Annotated in this window: 17 protein-coding genes; 10 read left to right on the top strand and 7 right to left on the bottom strand. The window is 61.0% G+C overall.

The features are described from left to right. Window positions 1-55: 55 nt before the first annotated feature. The 4 genes from AC1RL4_RS20195 to AC1RL4_RS20180 form a co-directional block, all read right to left on the bottom strand. A complete protein-coding gene (locus AC1RL4_RS20195; RefSeq protein WP_230174554.1) occupies window positions 56-1,837 on the bottom strand; it encodes a cyclic-di-GMP receptor FimW-related protein in 1,782 nt (593 codons plus the stop codon). 135 nt (window positions 1,838-1,972) lie between these two features. Then, window positions 1,973-2,833, bottom strand: a complete 861-nt coding sequence (asd, locus tag AC1RL4_RS20190) for an archaetidylserine decarboxylase (protein WP_007939614.1) — start codon at window positions 2,831-2,833, stop codon at window positions 1,973-1,975. Between the two features lie 18 nt (window positions 2,834-2,851). Then, window positions 2,852-3,667: a thiosulfate sulfurtransferase gene (gene rhdA, locus AC1RL4_RS20185; RefSeq protein ID WP_019582192.1), complete on the bottom strand. Its 816-nt coding sequence runs from the start codon at window positions 3,665-3,667 to the stop codon at window positions 2,852-2,854. Window positions 3,668-3,763: 96 nt separating this feature from the next. Then, entirely contained in the window at window positions 3,764-5,296 is a 1,533-nt protein-coding gene (locus AC1RL4_RS20180; RefSeq protein WP_230174545.1) for an HDOD domain-containing protein, read from the bottom strand. A gap of 166 nt (window positions 5,297-5,462) precedes the next feature. Here AC1RL4_RS20180 and motA point away from each other — a divergent pair, with 166 nt between their 5' ends. The 3 genes from motA to AC1RL4_RS20165 all read left to right on the top strand — a co-directional run bounded on the left by motA (window position 5,463) and on the right by AC1RL4_RS20165 (window position 8,641). Then, the gene (gene motA, locus AC1RL4_RS20175; protein ID WP_018928515.1) at window positions 5,463-6,314 is read left to right on the top strand and encodes a flagellar motor stator protein MotA; all 852 of its coding nucleotides are present in this window, start codon (window positions 5,463-5,465) and stop codon (window positions 6,312-6,314) included. Between the two features lie 3 nt (window positions 6,315-6,317). Beyond that, the gene (motB, locus tag AC1RL4_RS20170; protein WP_230174543.1) at window positions 6,318-7,364 is read left to right on the top strand and encodes a flagellar motor protein MotB; all 1,047 of its coding nucleotides are present in this window, start codon (window positions 6,318-6,320) and stop codon (window positions 7,362-7,364) included. 110 nt (window positions 7,365-7,474) lie between these two features. Next, entirely contained in the window at window positions 7,475-8,641 is a 1,167-nt protein-coding gene (locus AC1RL4_RS20165) for a sterol desaturase family protein (protein ID WP_019582195.1), read from the top strand. A 41-nt stretch (window positions 8,642-8,682) separates the two neighbouring features. Here AC1RL4_RS20165 and AC1RL4_RS20160 read toward each other — a convergent pair whose 3' ends face one another. Further along, entirely contained in the window at window positions 8,683-9,168 is a 486-nt protein-coding gene (locus AC1RL4_RS20160) for a toll/interleukin-1 receptor domain-containing protein (RefSeq protein ID WP_019582196.1), read from the bottom strand. Between the two features lie 300 nt (window positions 9,169-9,468). Then, window positions 9,469-10,500, bottom strand: coding sequence for a small ribosomal subunit biogenesis GTPase RsgA (rsgA, locus tag AC1RL4_RS20155; RefSeq protein ID WP_018928510.1), 1,032 nt, complete (start codon window positions 10,498-10,500; stop codon window positions 9,469-9,471). A 107-nt stretch (window positions 10,501-10,607) separates the two neighbouring features. Here rsgA and orn point away from each other — a divergent pair, with 107 nt between their 5' ends. Both orn and AC1RL4_RS20145 read left to right on the top strand, forming a co-directional pair. Beyond that, complete coding sequence (gene orn, locus AC1RL4_RS20150; protein ID WP_018928509.1) at window positions 10,608-11,150, top strand: oligoribonuclease; 543 nt, start codon at window positions 10,608-10,610, stop codon at window positions 11,148-11,150. Window positions 11,151-11,388: 238 nt separating this feature from the next. Continuing rightward, window positions 11,389-12,000, top strand: a complete 612-nt coding sequence (locus tag AC1RL4_RS20145; protein WP_028940166.1) for a trimeric intracellular cation channel family protein — start codon at window positions 11,389-11,391, stop codon at window positions 11,998-12,000. Between the two features lie 93 nt (window positions 12,001-12,093). On the opposite strand, the gene queG is transcribed toward AC1RL4_RS20145, so the two are convergent. Beyond that, entirely contained in the window at window positions 12,094-13,158 is a 1,065-nt protein-coding gene (queG, locus tag AC1RL4_RS20140; protein WP_018928507.1) for a tRNA epoxyqueuosine(34) reductase QueG, read from the bottom strand. 63 nt (window positions 13,159-13,221) lie between these two features. Between queG and AC1RL4_RS20135 the strand changes: the two genes are divergently transcribed. From AC1RL4_RS20135 to miaA, 5 genes are read left to right on the top strand one after another with little or no spacing between them, the layout of a single operon-like run. After that, window positions 13,222-14,721, top strand: coding sequence for an NAD(P)H-hydrate dehydratase (locus AC1RL4_RS20135; protein WP_230174541.1), 1,500 nt, complete (start codon window positions 13,222-13,224; stop codon window positions 14,719-14,721). Continuing rightward, the gene (tsaE, locus tag AC1RL4_RS20130; protein ID WP_018928505.1) at window positions 14,709-15,179 is read left to right on the top strand and encodes a tRNA (adenosine(37)-N6)-threonylcarbamoyltransferase complex ATPase subunit type 1 TsaE; all 471 of its coding nucleotides are present in this window, start codon (window positions 14,709-14,711) and stop codon (window positions 15,177-15,179) included. Before AC1RL4_RS20135 ends, tsaE begins: the two co-directional genes overlap by 13 nt. Further along, a complete protein-coding gene (locus AC1RL4_RS20125) occupies window positions 15,180-16,610 on the top strand; it encodes an N-acetylmuramoyl-L-alanine amidase (protein WP_429570986.1) in 1,431 nt (476 codons plus the stop codon). After that, window positions 16,607-18,517 carry a DNA mismatch repair endonuclease MutL gene (gene mutL, locus AC1RL4_RS20120; RefSeq protein WP_429570987.1) on the top strand — a complete coding sequence of 637 codons (1,911 nt, stop codon included), beginning with the start codon at window positions 16,607-16,609 and terminating at the stop codon, window positions 18,515-18,517. Before AC1RL4_RS20125 ends, mutL begins: the two co-directional genes overlap by 4 nt. After that, window positions 18,517-19,488 (top strand): tRNA (adenosine(37)-N6)-dimethylallyltransferase MiaA, encoded by a 972-nt coding sequence (miaA, locus tag AC1RL4_RS20115; protein ID WP_019582201.1) that lies wholly within the window; start codon window positions 18,517-18,519, stop codon window positions 19,486-19,488. Before mutL ends, miaA begins: the two co-directional genes overlap by 1 nt. Window positions 19,489-19,497 lie beyond the last annotated feature (9 nt).

Genomic DNA, 19,497 nt, shown 5'->3' with positions numbered 1-19,497 from the left:
GGGCGAGCCCTATCGCGAGCCTGCTCGCGATAGGGGCACCCTCTGGGACTCGCCGTTATAGCGACTTCCACAACGAATCGAACTCTTGCGCTACCCCGACCACGCCGCCTTCCGCGGCGTTTTCGTTTCTGGCTACTTCCAGCGAACGGTAGGCAAACTGATTGAAGCTGTTGGTGCCCGTCATCCGTCTCTCCAGCTCGGCCGGGCGTTCCTGGCCATTGGTGTTGATCAACACCTTATTACCTTCCTGGAACGGCAGGCGCGGCGTGAGCAGGGTGGCCGGCAGGTCGATGGCGCTGATAGCGGGCAGTAACAGCCCGCGCAAGTACTGGCTGTGTTCGTCGCCGGAGCGAATCAGTTGCAGGCCGCAGGGTTCGGCGTAAGGCGCAACGTGTTCGATACCCATCTGCGTGCCGCCGCCCCGTACCTGGCGGATCCAGCGCACCACGGCAACGCTCCAGCCTTGACCAGCCGTATCCTCGATACCGACCATTTCGCCAGCCTGCAGTTCGGCAGGCACTGCGCCGGGCCAGGCCAGGCAATAACCGCCAGGGCTGTGATTGATCACCGGTAGCGCGTAGGTCGGGAAATGCTGTTGGCCGGACGCCTCGTGGTTGTCATGTTTCTGAAGGTGTGGATATTCGATCTCTTCGTAGGGCAGCAGCGTGTCTGCCGTGCCATGGGGGGCGGCGTCGAAGGCCTGTTTCCATTGGTCCTTGGCGCGTCCTGCCGGCTCGGCTGCCGAGAACTGCGCGGGGCGGGCGCCGGGTTTTTTCAGGATGTCGTTGAACGGGCGTTTGCCACCGAGATAAAAGTGCAGGGCGCTCATGCCCACGCACAGGGTCAACGTGCCGTGGCCGACGGTGCGCTGGAAACCACGCTCGGAGGCCTGGCCCCAGGCGGCATACAGGTGTTGCAGCGTATCCAGATTCAGCCCCGTCGGAACCGGCAGCGGCGATGCCTTGTCGGCCGATTGTTGCAGATGGATTTCGATGGCGGCGACCAAGGGCTGCGGGTCGATCCCCAACAAGCGCTCCTGTTGTTCGGCAGGGAATTTGACGCGATAACGCGGGCCGCTGTCGAGGTCTGGGGCGACGGCAAACAGCCCGTTGTCCGAGGGTTGCAGCTTGATCCATTGGCTCCAGGGTTCCAGCACTTCGGCGAGCCGGGCTATCTGGTTCTGGCGCAGTTGATTGCAGCGTGAAGCACCCAGCAGGAGGGCGACGACGTAGGTCTGCTCGATACTCAGGCTTTGCGTCTGGCTGGCCAGTTCATCGCGCACGCTCTGATGTTGCAGCTGAAGTTCGCAGCCGATCCGGTACAGCTGATGCAGTTCCAGCCACAGCCCTTCGGGCGCTGGGCAATAGAGCTCAGTGGCGCGGATCAACGTACCGTTCAAGCAATGGACGGCACGTTGCAATGCCAGGGTCAGCAGCGGTGCACGGTCTTTACTGAAACGCGGTGCAATGCGGACGACGATCTGCTTGTAGCCGATCGCCAAGTGGCTCTGCAGCGCCTGGCAAAGGTTGGCAATCTTGCGCGAGCGCTCGTCGAGCACAATGGCCTGGTGCAGAAAATGCCGCTCCAGGAGCTTGCAGACGTAATACACCTCGGGCCGCAGCAATTCGAGCAATTGCAGGCGATTGTCGCTGGGTGTGAGCAGTTGGTTGAGTTCATTCAAGCCTTGGTACAACAGGCGAGCGGTTTCACCGATGTTGGCTTTGGGCAGGTTGGCGATCCAGCGCTTGAGGTCGCGTGGCGTGGCTTCGCAGAAAGACAGGCGCGACTGCGTCGGGATCGGTGCGCGTAGCAGCAGGGCAGGATTGGTCTCATTCATGCCGTGGACAAACTCCGACCGGGAAATGGGCAACGAATGACTTTGACTGTAGCAGCTATGAACGCTGGAGGAGGGGGCGCAACGGGAGGAAATGTCCGATCCCACGAAAGGCGTTCGTGGGATCGGATCGAGGGATCAGGCGGTTGGCAGGCCGATGCCCTGGCCCATCTGCACTGGCGAAAGGGCGCCCAGCCCTTCAGCCCATTTCACTTGATCCGGCCCGAACAGCACGACCGCCGTAGAACCGAGCTTGAAACGACCCAGTTCCGCACCTTTTTCCAAGTGAATTGGCGCACGGGCCGCTTCATCGTAGCGGAAGGTTTTCAGCTCGCGTTTTGGCGGTGTGACCAAGCCAGCCCAAACGGTTTCGATCGACGCCACAATCATCGCACCCACCAACACCACGGCCATCGGGCCGCGCTCGGTGTCGAAAATGCACGCTACACGCTCGTTGCGGGCGAACAGTTCCGGAACGTTTTCAGCGGTGGTCTGGTTGACCGAGAAGATGCGGCCGGGGATGTAGACCATTTCGCGCAGAGTGCCGGCCAGCGGCATGTGCACACGGTGGTAGTCTTTCGGCGACAGATAAATGGTGGCGAAATCGCCGCCCATGAAGGGCGCTGCGTTGGCCGCGTCGCCACCCAGCAGTTCCAGCACGCTGAAGCTGTGGCCCTTGGCCTGGAAAACGCGACCGTGTTCGATCGGGCCGAGCTGGCTGACCGCACCGTCAGCCGGGCTGAGGATCGCGCCTGGAGTTTGATCCAGCGGGCGAGCACCGTCCTTCAAGGCGCGGGTAAAGAACGCATTGAAGTGCTCGTAAGCCGTCAGGTCTTCGACCAGCGCCTGGGACATGTCCACTTGATAACGCTTGGCGAACCAGGCGGTAAAGGCGTTCTTGAACCAGCGCACGCGGCATTCGGCAATGCAGCCGGCCAGTCGCGAGAGCAAGTGATGGGGCAGCAGGTATTGGCTGAGGATAAACAAACGCTTATTCATTAACTGTCCTTGAAAAACTTAAATCTCTACGGGCGTGTCAGGGTGGTTGCCCCATTCGCCCCAGGAGCCGGCGTAGCCTTTGACCCGCGGATAACCGAGCGCCTTGGCCACCAGATAGGTGAAGCCAGAGCGATGGTGTGTCTGGCAGTGGGTAATGACTTCTTTGTCTTTGGTAATGCCGAGTTGTTCCAGGATTTTCGGCATGTCGGTGCGGATACGCAGGTTGCGCGCCTGATCCATGCCGGCGGTCCATTCGAAATTGACCGCGCCGGGGATGTGCCCGCCCTTGGCCGCCAACACTTTCTCGCCGGAGTATTCCTGCGGGCCACGTGCGTCCCAGATCGCCAGGTCAGCGGCGCCGAGGCGGCTTTGCAGGTATTCGCGGGTGGCGACAGGTTCGTCGTGCAGGGTCAGGGCGACCGGGCCGCCGACTGCCGGCGGGATCTGGATCGACATGGGCAAACCTTCTGCCAGCCAGGCCGGCAGGCCGCCGTCGACATAGTGATACTTGCTGTGGCCGATGACATCCAGCAGCCAGATAAAACGCCCGGCCCAACCGCCGCCTTCATCGTCATAGACGACATAGACCGCATCAGGGTTGTGCCCCAGTTCGCCGAACAATGCTTCAAGCGCGGCGTGGGTTGGCAACAGGCCAGGCGCAGGTGCCTGCCCCAGCTGAGTGCGTTTTGGATCGACAAAGCGTGCACCGGGGATATGCCCTTCGGCATAGCGGGCGCTGCTGGTCAGGTCCACCAGAATCAGTTCGCGGGAGTCGAGACGCGGGAGCAGGTCGCTCGGTTCGATCACCAGCGCCAAGCCAGAGAAGTCAGACATGTGAGGTCTCCAGAGCACAAAGGGGAGGATTGTAGCGCAGCGTCATGAGGGCCTGTTATCAGTTATTTTGGGGCAGGAAATAACTGATAACAGGCCCTATCGGTGGCTAAAGCTGTGCAGGGCCTTTTCGATGCATTGAGCGGTTTTGCCGAACGCTTGCACGGTGATTTCCGAGAACGGTCCGCCGCCCTGATCCGCTACCACGATCATGATCACCCGGCCGTTGTTGACCAGTGAGCGCAGCAGCAGGTGTTCGCCACTGAATTGGTTACGCAAGCTGGCTGGCAGCAGGGCCGAGAATTGTGCGTTGTTGGCCGGCGTCAGGCGCACCTGGGCCTGTTGCGCGAGCAGGCGTTGCAGCACGGTGCTCTGGCTGACCACCAGGTTCAGGCCGGCCACTTCCTTGGGTAGCCCGGCGGTCTGGTGCACACGCAAATTGGCGTGCGTGCGGTCGGCCATCAGAATCATCACCCGGCGCATGCCACACGCCACCAGAGCGTCCCGGGCCGATGTGGTCAAGTGCATGGCATTGGTAAAGCGGCTCGGCTCCACCAGCAATTCGGCGCATTGCTTGCGCCACTTCGCCAGGTCTTCGGCGGTCGGCGCCGGTGCGGGCAACAAACCGGCATGCACGCGGTGCGCGCCCGGTGGCCAGATCAGCAATTCGGCCGGGTGCCAGAGGTCTGGCATGGCGTGTTGGCGAGCGCTGTTGGCGGCCTGCTGGTGCAATTGTTGTTGCACCTCATCCATCGGCATTTGTAGGTAAAGGCTGGTCAGGTACTGCCAGCGCTCGCAATGGGGGCTGTCCCAGGCCTGTTGTGCCGCCAGCGCCAGACCGTTGGCCAGCAGCACGGTATTGGCGGGCTGATTGAGCCAGCGGCGCAACGTCGGGTCGTCATCGAGGCGGTTCTGTTGGCGCAATGGGTGGTCGCTGTCACGTGCGATGCGCAGGACTTTCACCAGCTCACGTTGTTCGCTGCGTAGCAGCCGATAACCTTGCTGCACCCAGATCGGCAGGCGCCAGACGTCCACCAGCGCCAGACAGATTTCCAGCAGGCGCACGCCGAACAATTGCTTTTCGACTTTGCGTGCCGACTCGCCTTTATGGATAACCCGCAACTCCCACTCTTCAAGCAACTGCGGATGGGTCAGCGCCATGGGCCAGAGTGGCGAGAGAAACAGCAGGCTGCCCCAGTGGATGTCCTGCCACAGTCGCGCCAGGCGACTGGCAAAAAAACCGTTGGCCTGTTGAGTGGCGTGCTGGCTGATCAGTTGAAGCTGGCGCAGGGCGACGGGGATTTGCAATTGGGGTTCGGCGGGCAGGCGGTCGAGCAGTTCTTCGGTGCGTTTCAAACCGAGGCGATTGATCGCCACCTCAAGGTTTTCAGCGGGCTCGGTCATGCTGCCATGGGTGTGACGGTTGGCTTCGCGAATCACGCTCAACGCCAGGGCCGGGCTTTCCTGCATCAGTTCAGCGATGTCACGCAGCGAGCTGCGGTTATCGCGGATGGCTTTGCAGACCCGGTCGTGGCTGGTTTGCGGAACCGGCAGGCGTACGCCATCGAGAAGCTTGACCCAGCTTTCAAGCGTGGTTGGTTTTGGCGTTGGGACGTTCGTTTCGTTAGCCATGTCTGGACGCGATCATCGTCTGCTTTACCTATGCCCTGAACGGGTCAAATTAGCTTTTCGCCTTAACTGGCTATAGTCTGGCGCAGTTTTGCCGATAAGTAGAAGAAGAGATTTTTTAACTTCCGAATATGACCTTGAACCCGACTCAGTAAGTGCTCTCCTACCTATGGCTAAAATTATCGGCATCATCGTCGTATTCGCGAGCGTGCTCGGCGGATACGTGCTTTCCCACGGCAAGATTGCCGCTCTCATCCAGCCTTTCGAGGTGATGATTATCGGCGGCGCGGCCCTTGGCGCCTTCCTGCAGGCCAACCCCGGCCACATGACAATGCACGTGCTCAAGAAGTCCTTGGGCATGTTCAGTTCGCGTTTCAACCACACCTTCTACCTGGAAGTGCTGGGGCTGATTTACGAGATCCTCAACAAGAGCCGTCGCGAAGGCATGATGGCGATCGAAGGCGACATCGAAGATGCCGCCGCGAGCCCGATCTTCGCCAAGTACCCGGCGGTGCTCAAAGACGAACGCATGACCGCGTTCATCTGCGATTACCTGCGCATCATGTCCTCCGGCAACATGGCTCCCCATGAGCTGGAAGGCCTGTTCGACATGGAACTCTACAGCCTCAAGGAAGACCTCGAGCACCCGTCCCACGCGGTGAACGGCATCGCCGACGCCATGCCCGGTTTCGGTATCGTCGCGGCGGTATTGGGGATCGTGGTGACCATGGCATCCCTGGGCGAAGGCGACCAGAAGTCCATCGGTCTGCACGTGGGGGCGGCACTGGTCGGTACCTTCTTCGGTATTCTCGCGGCCTACGGTTTCTTTGGCCCGCTGGCCCACTCTCTGGCTCACGATGCCAAGGAAGAACTGAACACCTACGAAGCCATCAAGGCTTCGCTGGTGGCTTCGGCTTCCGGGATGCCGCCGTCGCTGGCGGTGGAGTTCGGTCGCAAGGTTCTGTACCCGGCGCACCGTCCTAGCTTCGCTGAGCTGGAACAAGCGGTTCGCGGTCGTTAAGTCATGGAAAATAACCAGCCGATAATCATCAAGCGCGTCAAGCGCATCGCCGGAGGGCATCACGGGGGCGCCTGGAAAATCGCCTTCGCGGACTTCGCGACGGCGATGATGGCGTTCTTCCTGGTGTTGTGGCTGCTGTCCACCGCGACGCCTGAACAGAAGATCGCCATCGCCGGTTACTTCAAGGACCCGGTCGGGTTTTCCGAAAGCGGTACGCCGTACATCATCGACCTGGGCGGCACACCGACTCTGGCGCCGGAGAACACCCTCAACCCGGAGGTGAAATCTCAGCCGCAGCCAGACAAGGTGACCATCGACGCCGAGCAGGTTGAAGGCATGGCCGAGCAGGTCGAGAAGGAACGCCTGGAGTTGTTGCTGCAAGAGTTGCAGAACAAGGTCAATGAAAACCCGCAATTGCAGAAATTCAAGGACCAGATCCTCTTCGAGATCACCCAGGACGGTCTGCGCATCCAGATCATGGACGCTGAAAACCGCCCGATGTTCGACTCCGGCAGTGCGCGTCTGAAGCCATACTTCGAAGACATTCTGCTGGCCATGGCCGACACCATCAAAGCGGTGCCGAACAAAATCAGCATCAGCGGCCACACCGATGCCAAGCCGTACTCGGGCACCGGCGATTTCGGCAACTGGGAACTCTCGGCCAACCGCGCCAACGCGGCTCGTCGTGCATTGGTCGCCGGCAGCTACCCAGATTCACAGGTGGCGCGCGTCGTGGGTTATGCCTCATCGGCACTGTTCGATCGGGAGAACCCGTTCAACCCGGTCAACCGCCGGATCGACATCGTGGTGCTGACCAAGAAAGCCCAGCGCGCCATCGAAGGCGAACAAGGTGCCGAACCGACGCCAGCGCCGACGCAAGGGCAGGGTGGTCCGGGCGAAGTGCCTGCGCCGCCTGCCGATCCGAACGCATTGCCGGCGGACAAAGAACCGCTGCCGGCACACGAACTTCGTGAACGTTTGAATCTGTTTGATAATCCGGCGCCGAAGCCGGGTGATCCGGTCAAACCTGCTGTACCGCCCAAGCAATAACCTGCAAAAAAGCCACCATGAGTGGCTTTTTTGTTTCTGGCTGCGTCACTGCAGCGTCGCAATGACTCGACTCACTGCAAGTTTGTTTTCGGAATCATGGAAGATCAGTAATGGAAAGACTCAAGTCCTATTTTCAGCAGCATGGCAATGCACCCTTCAAGTTTGGTGAAGGGCGGGTCAGTGGCTACATCTCGGCCACACTCGGGCTATTGAGCCTGCTGGCGGTCTTCTGCTTTCTCTTTCCCGAATGGCTGACCACCGCCGAACTGCGCAAGGTGTACGACGAACAGTTTGCGCGCACCACGCTATTGCTCGGGCTGGTACTGTCTTTCAGCCTGGGCACCCTGAATATCCTGCTCAACAAGCGCAAACGCCTGGGGATCACCGGGCTTGTCGCCTCGGGGCTGGCGGTGTTTCTCGGCGGTACCAATGTGCAGATCAGCTCGATTGGGCAGACACCGTACTCGCTGGGGCTGGACTGGTTCGTCCTGGCTCTGCTGGTGTCGGCCATCGTCTTTATCCCCCTGGAAAAACTCTATTCCAAGGACCCTGAGCAAAACATTCTGCGTCCGCACTGGCGAACTGACCTGACCTACTTTTTTGTCAGTCATATGCTGGTGCAGTTCATCCTGATTTTCATCACTGCCTCGTCGAGCTTTATGGCTGGTTGGGCCGTGTCGACGGATTTGCAGGCCAGCGTACAAAGCCTGCCGATCGTTGTGCAGTTCTTACTGGCGGTACTGGTAGCCGACCTCGGTCAGTACTGGCTGCATCGGCTGTATCACGTCGTGCCGTGGTTATGGCGCATGCATGCCGTACATCACTCAAGCACGCACATGGATTGGCTCGCCGGCTCGCGTGTCCACTTTATCGAGATTCTGCTCACCCGCACCGGCGTGCTGGTGCCTTTGATGCTGCTGGGTTTTGCGCCCCAGGCGTTGAACGCCTACGTGATTCTGGTCGGGGTGCAGGCCGTGCTGGCCCACGCCAATGTACGGATCAACGGCGGCTGGCTGAATTATGTGCTGGTCCTGCCGCGCTATCACCATTGGCATCATGCCCGGCACAAGGATTACATCTACAAGAACTATGCGATCCATACGCCGCTGGTGGATATGCTGTTTGGCACCTTCAAGTTGCCACCCAAGGAGTGGCCGACGCGCTACGGGGTTTTTGGCAAGGACTTGCCGGGCGGTATCCTGCGCCAGCACTTGTACCCGTTTCAGAAGCCTGGGCTGAAAAGCGTCGAACCGAAACCGCCGGCAGCGGTTTCCTGAGGCCAAAAAAAGCCGCGATGAACGCGGCTTTTTTGCACCTCTCAGAAACCCCGTCGGATGCGACTCTTGAGCTGGTCGTGGAATAGCTCCGCATTGCGTCTGTAGGTGCCGTAAAGGGATTCGCTGATCGAATCGAGTGTCATTGAACGCTTGGTCGCCACTTCTTCACGGTAGGCATCAATGAAAAAATCCAGATCCTTGTCAGTGCTGAGCTTTGGCCATTTATCGAGGTACAGCGGCAGTTCCGTCGGTTCGGTCTGGAATGAGCAAATCCGCCTGTTGCTGATGGTCGCCTCGCCGACTTCGAACGGTACCCACCATGGCGGCACGGTCTTGCCCGAGACCACGGCTATCAGATGCGTGCTCGCGGTGATGTAGCGGGTGATGACCCCGGTGATGTCGTCAGTGGTCTGGGATTCCGGATCCAGCACGTCGAAGTAGGTCTTGATGTTGGCCTGTATCAGACGGCTGCAGATGGCGATCGCGTAGGGGCGATCCGCGTGACGGTAGCTGATGAATACAGGCATCAGACGTGTTCCTTGAGGGCGAGTTCGCGGTAATGGGCGCCTGAACGGTTCCACGAGTGAACGATGAACAAATGATAGGTTGGCATGGCTGTCCCTCGGTATCGCTAATGTGCGAAGAGGGCTTGAATGTATGCAGTTGAATGGCTGGAACAAGGGCTTCGCGGTGAAAGAGAAGTGCCCTTCAAACAGGCGTGCGGATGCCCTACAGAAATATCTGATGTTTAAGTCGATGGGTGGTTTTTGTAGGCTGCTGCGAACAGCCAGCCGTCCCATTGATGTCTGGGCGGCTGGCGCATCTGTTTAATAGCTGTTTTCAGGCAAGCTGGCGATGATCGAGCGGTAGCTGTTCATCCGCTGCTGCTGCACGCGGCCATCTTCCAGCGCCTTGAGCAGGGCGCAACCCGGTTCGCGGTCGTGTTTGCAGTCGCGGAAGCGGCAGGTGCCGAGCAGGTCGTTGAACTCGATGAAGCCGGCTTCGACGTCGGCACGGCTGACGTGACCCAGGCCGAACTCCCGGATACCCGGGGAGTCGATCAACTCACCGCCACCGGGGAAGTGGAACAACCGCGCGGTGGTGGTGGTGTGGGTGCCCTGGCCCGACAGCTCGGACAGCGGGCCGACGCGGGTTTCGACTTCCGGCAGCAAGCTGTTGACCAGCGACGACTTGCCGACGCCGGACTGGCCGACGAACACACTGATGTGCCCGTCCAATAGTTTTTGAAGTTGCTCCATTCCGTTGCCGTGGTGCGCCGACACTTCCAGCACCGGGTAACCCAGCGTGCGGTAAACCGCCAGCAAGGCATTCAGCGCCGGGGCGTTCTGCTCGTCGATCAGGTCGAATTTGTTCAGCAGCAGCAACGGACGGATACCCGCGTGTTCGGCGGCGACCAGATAACGGTCGATCAGGTTGGCGTGAGGCTCGGGCAATGGGGCGAAGACGATGACGATCATGTCGACGTTGGCCGCCACCGGCTTGAGCTGACCACGGCTATCCGGGCGGCAGAGCTCGGTTTTGCGCGGCAGTTGCGCCACGATCACGCCGATGCCCTGGTTGCCGGCACGCCACACGACCTGATCGCCGGTCACCAGCGCCGGCAGGTTGGCGCGCAAGTGGCAGCGGAATACCTGGCCGGCCAATTCGCCATCGAGAGCCTCGACTTCGACCTGCACACCGAAGTGCGCGATCACCAGGCCCGTCTGTTCCGGACCCAGGTCGCCACCCTCAAGTGCCTCGACAGCCGAGGACTCGCGTTTGGCGGCGCGGGCAGCGCGCTCGCCCTGAATCTTTTCGATGCGCCAGTTTTGACGACGATTGAGTTGGCGTTTGGCCATGGGTGTTCCGTATCGAGAATGCAGCGATTAGGTAAAACGGCCGCGAGTTTAGCACGCCCGGCCGCCTCCCTAGGCTAAACTGCGAACCTACGCCGAGGAGCCGACATATGCAGAACCCGCAGAACCTGATCTGGATCGACCTGGAAATGACCGGGCTGAACCCTGATACCGACGTCATCATCGAGATGGCCACCATCGTCACCGACAGTAATTTGAACACCTTGGCTGAAGGTCCGGTGATCGCCATCCATCACAGCGACGAGATCCTCGCCGGCATGGACGAGTGGAATACCCGTCAACACGGCGGCTCCGGGCTGACCCAACGGGTTCGCGACAGCCGCATCAGCATGGCCGAAGCGGAAGCCCAGACCATCGCCTTCCTGGAGAAATGGGTGCCGAAGGGCAAGTCGCCGATCTGTGGCAACAGCATCTGCCAGGACCGTCGCTTCCTTTATACCCACATGAAGTCGCTGGAAAGCTATTTCCACTACCGCAACCTCGACGTGTCGACCCTCAAGGAGTTGGCCGCGCGCTGGGCACCGGATGTGCGCGACAGCTTCAAAAAGGGCAGCACCCACTTGGCCCTGGACGACATCCGCGAATCGATCGCCGAGCTGCAGCACTACCGTAAGAACTTCATCAAGTTCTGATTGGGTATAGGGAGGTTTTTGTGGCGAGGGAGCTTGTCGGAACGCCGCACCGTCCCGTTCGGCTGCGTAGCAGTCGTAAAGTCAGCCGACGCGGTCTATTTGAAGAGTTGCTCTGTCAGCAGATGGGGCTGCTCTGCGGCCCAGCGAGAGCAAGCTCCCTCGTCACAGGTTCCTTTGCCCCCTTTTGGTGCCCTGACGATCTGAGTAGACTGCGCGCCTTCTCGTAAGGACCGCCACCATGTTGCTGATGCTCTACCTGATCGCCATTACTGCCGAAGCCATGACTGGCGCCCTGTCTGCGGGGCGTCGCGGCATGGACTGGTTTGGCGTGGTATTGATTGCATGCGTCACGGCGTTGGGCGGCGGTTCGGTGCGCGACGTGTTGCTTGGCCATTACCCGCTGACCTGGGTCAAACACCCGGAATACCTGGTGCTGACGTCGATCGCAGCGATGTTCACCGTCTTCGCTGCGCGCTGGATGCGCCATCTGCGCTCGCTGTTTCTGGTGCTCGACGCCGTGGGCCTGGTGGCGTTTACCCTGATCGGCTGCATGATCGCCCTGGAAATGGGCCACGGCATGCTGGTGGCCTCGGTCAGCGGCGTGATCACCGGGGTATTCGGTGGCATTCTGCGGGACATCTTCTGCAACGACATCCCGCTGATCTTCCGCCGCGAACTCTACGCCAGCGTCTCGTTTGCCGCGGCGTGGTGCTATTTATTCTGTGTCTATCTGCAATTGCCGGGTGAACAGGCGATCCTGATCACGCTATTCGGTGGCTTCCTGCTGCGCTTGCTGGCAATCCGTTTCCACTGGGAAATGCCCAAGTTCGTTTATAACGACGAAGCCTGATTTACACGCAGTCCCTGTAGCAGCTACCGAAGGCTGCGTTCGAGGCCGAAGGGCTCGCTTCGCAGTCGCGCCGAACGCAGTCTTCGGCAGCTACTACATAAGCCCGTGTTGTTTTAGCGCCCATTCGACATGCTCGCGCACAAGTTCTGACGGATAGTCCCGCCGTGCCTTCAACGCTTCCAGCACCGGAATGCTCGACGGCGCATTGCCCAGGCCGACCGCCAGATTGCGCAACCAACGCTCGTAACCGGCCCGACGCAACGGTGAACCTTCGGTGCTGCTGAGGAATTTTTCTTCGTCCCACATGAACAGTTCGGCCAGTTCGGCGTTGTCCAGGTTGTGCCGGGGTTTGAAGTCGCTTTCCCCGGAAGGCCGGGCGAAGCGGTTCCACGGGCAGACGATCTGGCAGTCATCGCAACCGAACACCCGATTGCCGATCAGCGGTCGTAAATCTTCAGGAATCGCGCTTTTCAGTTCGATGGTCAGGTACGAAATGCAGCGACGGGCGTCCAGCACATAGGGGCCGACGAAGGCATTGGTCGGGCAAATGTCCAGGCAGGCCGTGCAGCGACCGCAGTGCTCGGTGGCGTGGGGCGGGTCCACCGGCAGCGGCAGGTCGACGAACAGTTCGCTGAGGAAGAAGTAACTGCCGGCCTTGCGATTCAAGACCAGCGTGTTTTTGCCGATCCAGCCCAGGCCAGCCTGTTCGGCGATGGCCTTTTCCAGCACGGGGGCGCTGTCGACAAAGGCGCGGTAGCCGAACGGGCCAACCACTGCCTGGATTTTTTCCGCCAGTTGTTGCACGCGTTTACGAATTAATTTGTGGTAATCGCGGCCCAAGGCATAACGCGAGACGTAGGCTTTTTCCGGTTGGGCCAGCCGTTGCGCCATGTGCGTGTCGCCCGGCAGGTAGTCCATGCGCAGCGAAACCACGCGCAGGGTGCCCGGTACAAGTTCTTCCGGGTGCGAGCGTTTGCTGCCATGGGCGCCCATGTAATCCATTTCGCCGTGGTAGCCAGCGGCGAGCCAGCGCTCCAGGTGCTGCTCATGCTCGGCCAGGTCGAGGCCGCTGATGCCGACTTGTTGAAAGCCCAGCTCGCGGCCCCAGTCCTTGATGGATTGGGCGAGGGCGGGCAGGTCTGTAGTAATAGCGGGCATGAGGCGAGAGAAACCGGAGCTGAGATGCGTATAATTCTGCCAGACATCGGAGCCTGAAGACGCATGCCGCACACTAAAGATGAATTACCCGACGCGCTGTATAGCGCCGCGCAAGTCCGAGGGCTCGATGCGAGCGTGATCGCGGCCGGTACACCGGGCTTCGAATTGATGCAGCGTGCGGCACGGGCGACCTGGCGTGCGTTGGTCCGCCATTGGCCGGCGGCGCACGAATTGAGTGTGGTAGCCGGTCGCGGCAATAACGCAGGCGACGGTTATCTGGTGGCCGTGCTGGCCCGACGTGCCGGCTGGCATGTGCGGGTGCTGGCCGCCGGCGACCCCGGGCGTTTGCAGGGCGATGCCGCGTCGGCCCATGCCGAGGCGGTGGCCGAAGGCGTGGCCATTCAAGGCTGGACCCCGCACTCCGAGTTGCGCGGCATTGTGCTGGATGCCTTGCTCGGCACCGGCCTGACCGGTGAAGTACGCGAGCCGTTCGCCAGCGTCATCGCCGCGATCAATGCCAGTGGGCTCCCGGTTGCGGCGGTGGATATCCCCTCGGGGCTGTGCGCCGATACAGGTCGCCAGCTCGGCATTGCGGTTCGAGCGGACCTGACGGTGACGTTCATCGGTTTGAAGGTGGGGCTGTTCACCGGTGACGCGGCGGATGTGGTGGGCGATTTGGTATTCAACGATCTGCACGTCGCCCCCGAGACATTCATCGGGGCCGACATCAGTGCGCATCGCCTGACGGTCGGTAATGTGCCGCGTCTCACCGGCCGCGCTCCAACCGCCCACAAAGGCAAGTTCGGCCACGTATTGCTGATCGGCGGTGATCGCGGTTTTGGCGGCGCCATCCTGCTCAGTGCACAAAGTGCCCTGCGCAGCGGTGCCGGCATGGTGTCCGTGGCCACGCGCAGTGAGCACGTTCCGGCCGCCCTGGCGCGTTTGCCGGAAGCCATGGTGCTCGGCGCGTCGTCAGCCAATCAATTGATGGGCCTGCTGGAGAAGGCCACGGTGCTGGTCGTCGGCCCGGGGCTGGGGCAGGCCGCCTGGGGGCGTAGCCTGTTGTCGGCCGCGGCCAACGCGTCGCAGCCACAAGTCTGGGATGCCGATGCGTTGAACCTGTTGGCCGAAGGTGGCGTGAGCTTGCCCGCAGGTAGTGTCATCACGCCGCATCCGGGCGAAGCGGCGCGATTGCTGGGGATATCGACAGCTGCCGTACAGGCAGACCGTCCGGCTGCCGCCCATGCGTTGAGCAAAAAATATACAGCGGTGGTAGTGCTCAAGGGCGCTGGCAGTCTGATTGCCAGCCCCGATGGGCGTCTGGCGCTGTGTCATCAGGGCCATCCGGCCATGGCGTCGGCCGGGCTGGGTGATGTGCTGGCCGGTCTGGTCGGCGCCTTGCTCGCTCAGGGCCTGGACGCGTATGACGCGGCCTGCCTGGCGGTCTGGCTGCACGCCAATGCCGGTGAGCAACAAGGTAAATTCGGCCGCGGGCTGGCGGCCAGTGATCTGATTCCAGCCATTCGTCAGTTGTTGGAGGAGCAAGCACCGTGTCTGAAGTAACCCTGTATCTGGCCGATGAACAGGCCATGAGCGATTTTGGCGCACGTATCGCCAAAACCACCGGAGGGCACGGTCTGATCTTTCTTGAAGGGGATTTGGGTGCGGGGAAAACCACGCTGTCCCGGGGCATCATCCGTGGCCTGGGGCATACCGGCGCGGTAAAAAGTCCGACCTTTACCCTGGTCGAGCCTTACGAGATCGGCGCCGTCCGCGCCTTCCATTTCGACTTATATCGATTGGTCGACCCCGAGGAGCTGGAGTACCTCGGCATCCGCGACTATTTCGATGACGACGCATTGTGTCTTATTGAATGGCCCCAGAAGGGTGCAGGCTTTTTGCCAAAGCCCGACCTGACCATTACCATTAGCCCGCAAGACAGCGGGCGTTCGCTGAGAATTTTGCCCCAAGGCTCGCGTGGCGAGTCGTGGTGTGCCGTTTTGGCATTGGAATCCAAATAAATGATGGGGTTAGGTATGCGCTTTCGCGCGTTGGTTGCTGCCGTAGGGGTGTTGTTTTTGGCGGTGACCGTCGACGCTGTGGCCGAGACGAAGGTCAACAGTGTTCGCCTTTGGCGGGCGCCGGATAACACTCGACTGGTGTTCGACCTGACGGGGCCTGTCCAGCACAGCGTCTTTACCCTGACCGCACCGGATCGGCTGGTAATCGACATCAATGGCGCGACGCTCGGCTCGCCACTGAACGTCTCCACGGCCAACACGCCGATCACGGCAATGCGTTCGGCTCAGCGTACGCCGACCGATTTGCGGGTGGTCATCGACCTGAAAAAAGCGGTCACGCCGAAAAGCTTCACCTTGGCGCCGAACGCCCAGTACGGCAATCGCCTGGTAGTCGACCTGTTCGACAACGCGGCCGACGCCGCGCCACCGCCTGCGCCAACACCGTCTGTGGCCACGTTACCCGCCGTACCCGTCACGCCGTCCGAGCCTTCGATCAAGCTGCCACCTGCACCGGCTGGCAAGCGCGACATTATCGTGGTGATCGATGCCGGTCACGGCGGTGAAGACCCGGGCGCCTCGGGCTCTCGCGGTCAGCGTGAAAAAGACGTGGTGCTGGCCATCGCCCGTGAGTTGCAGCGTCAGGTCAATGGCATGAAAGGTTTCCGCGCCGAACTGACCCGTACCGGCGACTACTTCATTCCGTTGCGCGGCCGTACCGAAATCGCCCGCAAGAAGGGCGCCGACCTGTTCGTTTCGATCCACGCCGACGCCGCGCCGTCAGCCGCTGCGTTCGGTGCCTCGGTGTTTGCCCTGTCTGACCGCGGCGCTACGTCGGAGACCGCCCGTTGGCTGGCCGACAGCGAAAACCGTTCCGACTTGATCGGCGGTGCCGGCAACGTCAGCCTCGACGACAAGGACCGGATGCTCGCCGGCGTGCTGCTCGACCTGTCGATGACCGCTTCCCTGACTTCCAGCCTGAACGTTGGCCAGAAAGTCTTGAGCAACATCGGTCGCGTCACGCCGCTGCACAAACAACGCGTGGAGCAAGCCGGGTTCATGGTGTTGAAGTCGCCGGACATCCCGTCGATCCTGGTGGAAACCGGGTTCATCTCCAACGCCAACGAAGCCTCGAAACTCGCGGCATCGAGCCACCAGCAGGCGCTGGCGCGCTCCATCAGCAGCGGCGTGCGGCAGTTCTTCCAGCAGAACCCACCGCCGGGCACCTACATTGCCTGGCTGCGCGATTCCGGCAAGATCGCCCAAGGCCCGCGTGACCATCGCGTGAGCCCCGGCGAAACCCTGGCGATGATCGCTGTGCGTTATCAGGTGTCTGCGGCCACCTTGCGCAGTGCCAACAACTTGCAAAGTGACGAACTGAAGATTGGTCAGACGTTGACCATTCCAGGTACTGAACTGGCGGCCAAAGAATGAACCAGGTGCTGACCAACACGGCGCGTATCGAGCTACTCAGCCCGCGGCTGGCGAACCAGATTGCTGCTGGTGAAGTGGTTGAGCGCCCGGCCTCGGTGATCAAGGAGTTGCTGGAAAACAGCCTCGACTCCGGCGCCAAACGCATCGATGTCGATGTGGAGCAGGGCGGTGTCAAGCTGCTGCGGGTGCGCGACGATGGCAGCGGCATTTCCGCCGATGACCTGCCTTTGGCCCTGGCCCGTCACGCCACCAGCAAGATTCGCAACCTGGAAGACCTCGAACAGGTCATGAGCCTGGGGTTTCGTGGTGAGGCGCTGGCCTCCATCAGTTCCGTGGCGCGTCTGACTCTGACTTCCCGCACTCGCGACGCCGATCAAGCCTGGCAGGTGGAAACCGAAGGCCGGGACATGGCGGCTCGCGTGCAACCAGCGGCCCATCCGGTGGGCACTTCGGTGGAAGTGCGCGATTTGTTCTTCAATACCCCGGCGCGCCGCAAGTTTCTCAAGACCGAAAAAACCGAATTCGATCACCTGCAAGAAGTGATCAAGCGTCTGGCGCTAGCGCGGTTCGATGTGGCGTTCCATCTGCGTCACAACGGCAAAACCATCCTCAGTCTGCACGAAGCCCATGATGACGCGGCCCGCGCCCGGCGTGTGGCGGCGATCTGTGGGGCGGGCTTTCTGGAGCAGGCGCTGCCGATCGAAATCGAGCGCAATGGCCTGCATTTGTGGGGCTGGGTCGGATTACCGACCTTCAACCGCAGCCAGGCGGATTTGCAGTATTTCTTTGTGAATGGCCGTGCCGTGCGCGACAAACTGGTGGCCCACGCGGTGCGTCAGGCTTATCGCGACGTGCTGTTCAACGGTCGGCACCCGACATTCGTGCTGTTTTTCGAAGTCGACCCGGCGGGCGTCGACGTCAACGTGCACCCGACCAAACACGAAGTGCGTTTTCGTGACGGGCGCATGGTCCACGACTTCCTATACGGCACCTTGCACCGGGCCTTGGGCGATGTGCGGCCGGAAGACCAGCTGGCCGCGCCTGTCGCGACGGCCATGGTCCGGCCGACCGGTATCGAAGCCGGAGAGTTCGGGCCACAGGGCGAGATGCGTCTGGCGGCCAATGCACTGCTGGAGCAGCCCCAGGCCCAGCCGTCCTTCAATACCCCGGCGAGTTCTGGCGCCGGTGCCGGTTATCAGTATCAATACACGCCGCGGCCTCAGTCCGGCGTGCCCGTCGCCGAAGCTCAGGCGGCCTATCGTGAGTTCTTCGCGCCGTTGCCCGAGGCCAATGCGGTCGCGCTGCCGGCCGGGCAAGATGACATTCCGCCGTTGGGCTATGCACTGGCGCAGCTCAAGGGCATCTACATTCTTTCGGAAAACGCCCAAGGCCTGGTGCTGGTAGACATGCATGCCGCCCATGAGCGGATCATGTACGAACGGCTGAAAGTCGCCATGGCCAGCGAGGGGTTGAGCGGTCAGCCATTGCTGGTGCCGGAATCCCTGGCGGTCAGCCAGCGCGAAGCCGACTGCGCCGAAGAAAACGTCGCCTGGTTCCAGCGTCTGGGTTTTGAATTGCAGCGCCTTGGCCCGGAAACCCTGGCCATCCGGCAAATCCCTGCGTTGCTGAAACAGGCCGAGGCCAACCGACTGGTTAGCGATGTGCTCGCGGATTTGATGGAATACGGCACCAGCGACCGGATTCAGGCGCACCTGAACGAACTGCTCGGCACCATGGCCTGCCACGGCGCGATTCGCGCTAATCGGCGCCTGGCCTTGCCGGAAATGAACGGCCTGCTGCGGGACATGGAAAACACCGAGCGCAGCGGTCAATGCAACCATGGCCGACCGACCTGGACCCAACTGGGCCTGGACGATCTGGACAAACTGTTCTTGCGCGGTCGTTGATGAGCCAGTTCCCTCCCGCGATTTTCCTGATGGGGCCGACGGCCGCCGGCAAGACCGATCTGGCCATCGAACTCACCAAGGTCCTGCCCTGCGAGCTGATCAGTGTCGATTCGGCGCTGGTTTATCGTGGCATGGACATCGGCACCGCCAAACCCTCCAAAGAGATCCTGGCCGAATTCCCGCATCGTCTGATCGACATTCTCGACCCGGCCGAGAGTTATTCTGCCGCGGATTTCCGTCGCGATGCGTTGCAAGCCATGAGCGAGATCACCGCGCGGGGCAATATTCCGCTGCTGGTGGGCGGCACAATGCTCTATTACAAGGCTTTGCTCGAAGGTCTGGCCGACATGCCAGCGGCCGATGCGGACGTTCGTGCGCAAATCGAAGAAGAGGCTGCACGCCTTGGCTGGCAAGCCCTGCACGATCAATTGGCGGTGATTGATCCGCAATCCGCGGCGCGAATTCACCCGAACGATCCGCAGCGCCTTAGTCGTGCACTGGAAGTTTATCGCGTCAGCGGTCAGAGCATGACTGAGCTACGCTTGCGACAATCTGCGCAAAGTACTGAAGCAGCCGCTTCGGGACTGCAACAATTGCCCTATACTGTCGCGAACTTGGCCATCGCTCCGGCAAATCGCCAGGTACTGCACGAGCGCATTAAACAAAGATTCACAAATATGTTGGAACAGGGATTCGTCGACGAGGTCGTAGCCCTGCGAGATAGAGGTGACTTGCATTCCGGGTTGCCGTCTATACGTGCTGTAGGTTATCGACAAGTCTGGGATTACCTGGATGGCAAGCTGACGCAAGCCGAGATGCAGGAGCGTGGAATCATTGCCACGCGCCAATTGGCGAAGCGCCAGTTCACCTGGCTGCGCAGTTGGGCTGATTTACACTGGTTGGACAGCCTCGATTGCGACAATCTGCCGCGCGCCTTGAAATACCTCGGGACCATCTCCATATTGAGCTGAGTCCTTGCA

This window comes from Pseudomonas sp. GW822-FHT07A10 (genome assembly GCF_058798795.1).
Note: the sequence above shows the minus strand (reverse complement) of the source record. Positions and strands in the feature narration are given on the sequence as shown.

Coding starts and splice junctions, on each gene's coding strand:
- AC1RL4_RS20180 (WP_230174545.1), bottom strand. CDS start 5,296: ATGGCTAACGAAACGAACGTCCCAACGCCAAAACCAACCACGCTTGAA.
- motB (WP_230174543.1), top strand. CDS start 6,318: ATGGAAAATAACCAGCCGATAATCATCAAGCGCGTCAAGCGCATCGCC.
- rsgA (WP_018928510.1), bottom strand. CDS start 10,500: ATGGCCAAACGCCAACTCAATCGTCGTCAAAACTGGCGCATCGAAAAG.
- AC1RL4_RS20135 (WP_230174541.1), top strand. CDS start 13,222: ATGCCGCACACTAAAGATGAATTACCCGACGCGCTGTATAGCGCCGCG.
- miaA (WP_019582201.1), top strand. CDS start 18,517: ATGAGCCAGTTCCCTCCCGCGATTTTCCTGATGGGGCCGACGGCCGCC.
- asd (WP_007939614.1), bottom strand. CDS start 2,833: ATGAATAAGCGTTTGTTTATCCTCAGCCAATACCTGCTGCCCCATCAC.
- queG (WP_018928507.1), bottom strand. CDS start 13,158: ATGCCCGCTATTACTACAGACCTGCCCGCCCTCGCCCAATCCATCAAG.
- mutL (WP_429570987.1), top strand. CDS start 16,607: ATGAACCAGGTGCTGACCAACACGGCGCGTATCGAGCTACTCAGCCCG.
- AC1RL4_RS20145 (WP_028940166.1), top strand. CDS start 11,389: ATGTTGCTGATGCTCTACCTGATCGCCATTACTGCCGAAGCCATGACT.
- AC1RL4_RS20195 (WP_230174554.1), bottom strand. CDS start 1,837: ATGAATGAGACCAATCCTGCCCTGCTGCTACGCGCACCGATCCCGACG.
- rhdA (WP_019582192.1), bottom strand. CDS start 3,667: ATGTCTGACTTCTCTGGCTTGGCGCTGGTGATCGAACCGAGCGACCTG.
- AC1RL4_RS20125 (WP_429570986.1), top strand. CDS start 15,180: ATGATGGGGTTAGGTATGCGCTTTCGCGCGTTGGTTGCTGCCGTAGGG.
- AC1RL4_RS20165 (WP_019582195.1), top strand. CDS start 7,475: ATGGAAAGACTCAAGTCCTATTTTCAGCAGCATGGCAATGCACCCTTC.
- orn (WP_018928509.1), top strand. CDS start 10,608: ATGCAGAACCCGCAGAACCTGATCTGGATCGACCTGGAAATGACCGGG.
- AC1RL4_RS20160 (WP_019582196.1), bottom strand. CDS start 9,168: ATGCCTGTATTCATCAGCTACCGTCACGCGGATCGCCCCTACGCGATC.
- motA (WP_018928515.1), top strand. CDS start 5,463: ATGGCTAAAATTATCGGCATCATCGTCGTATTCGCGAGCGTGCTCGGC.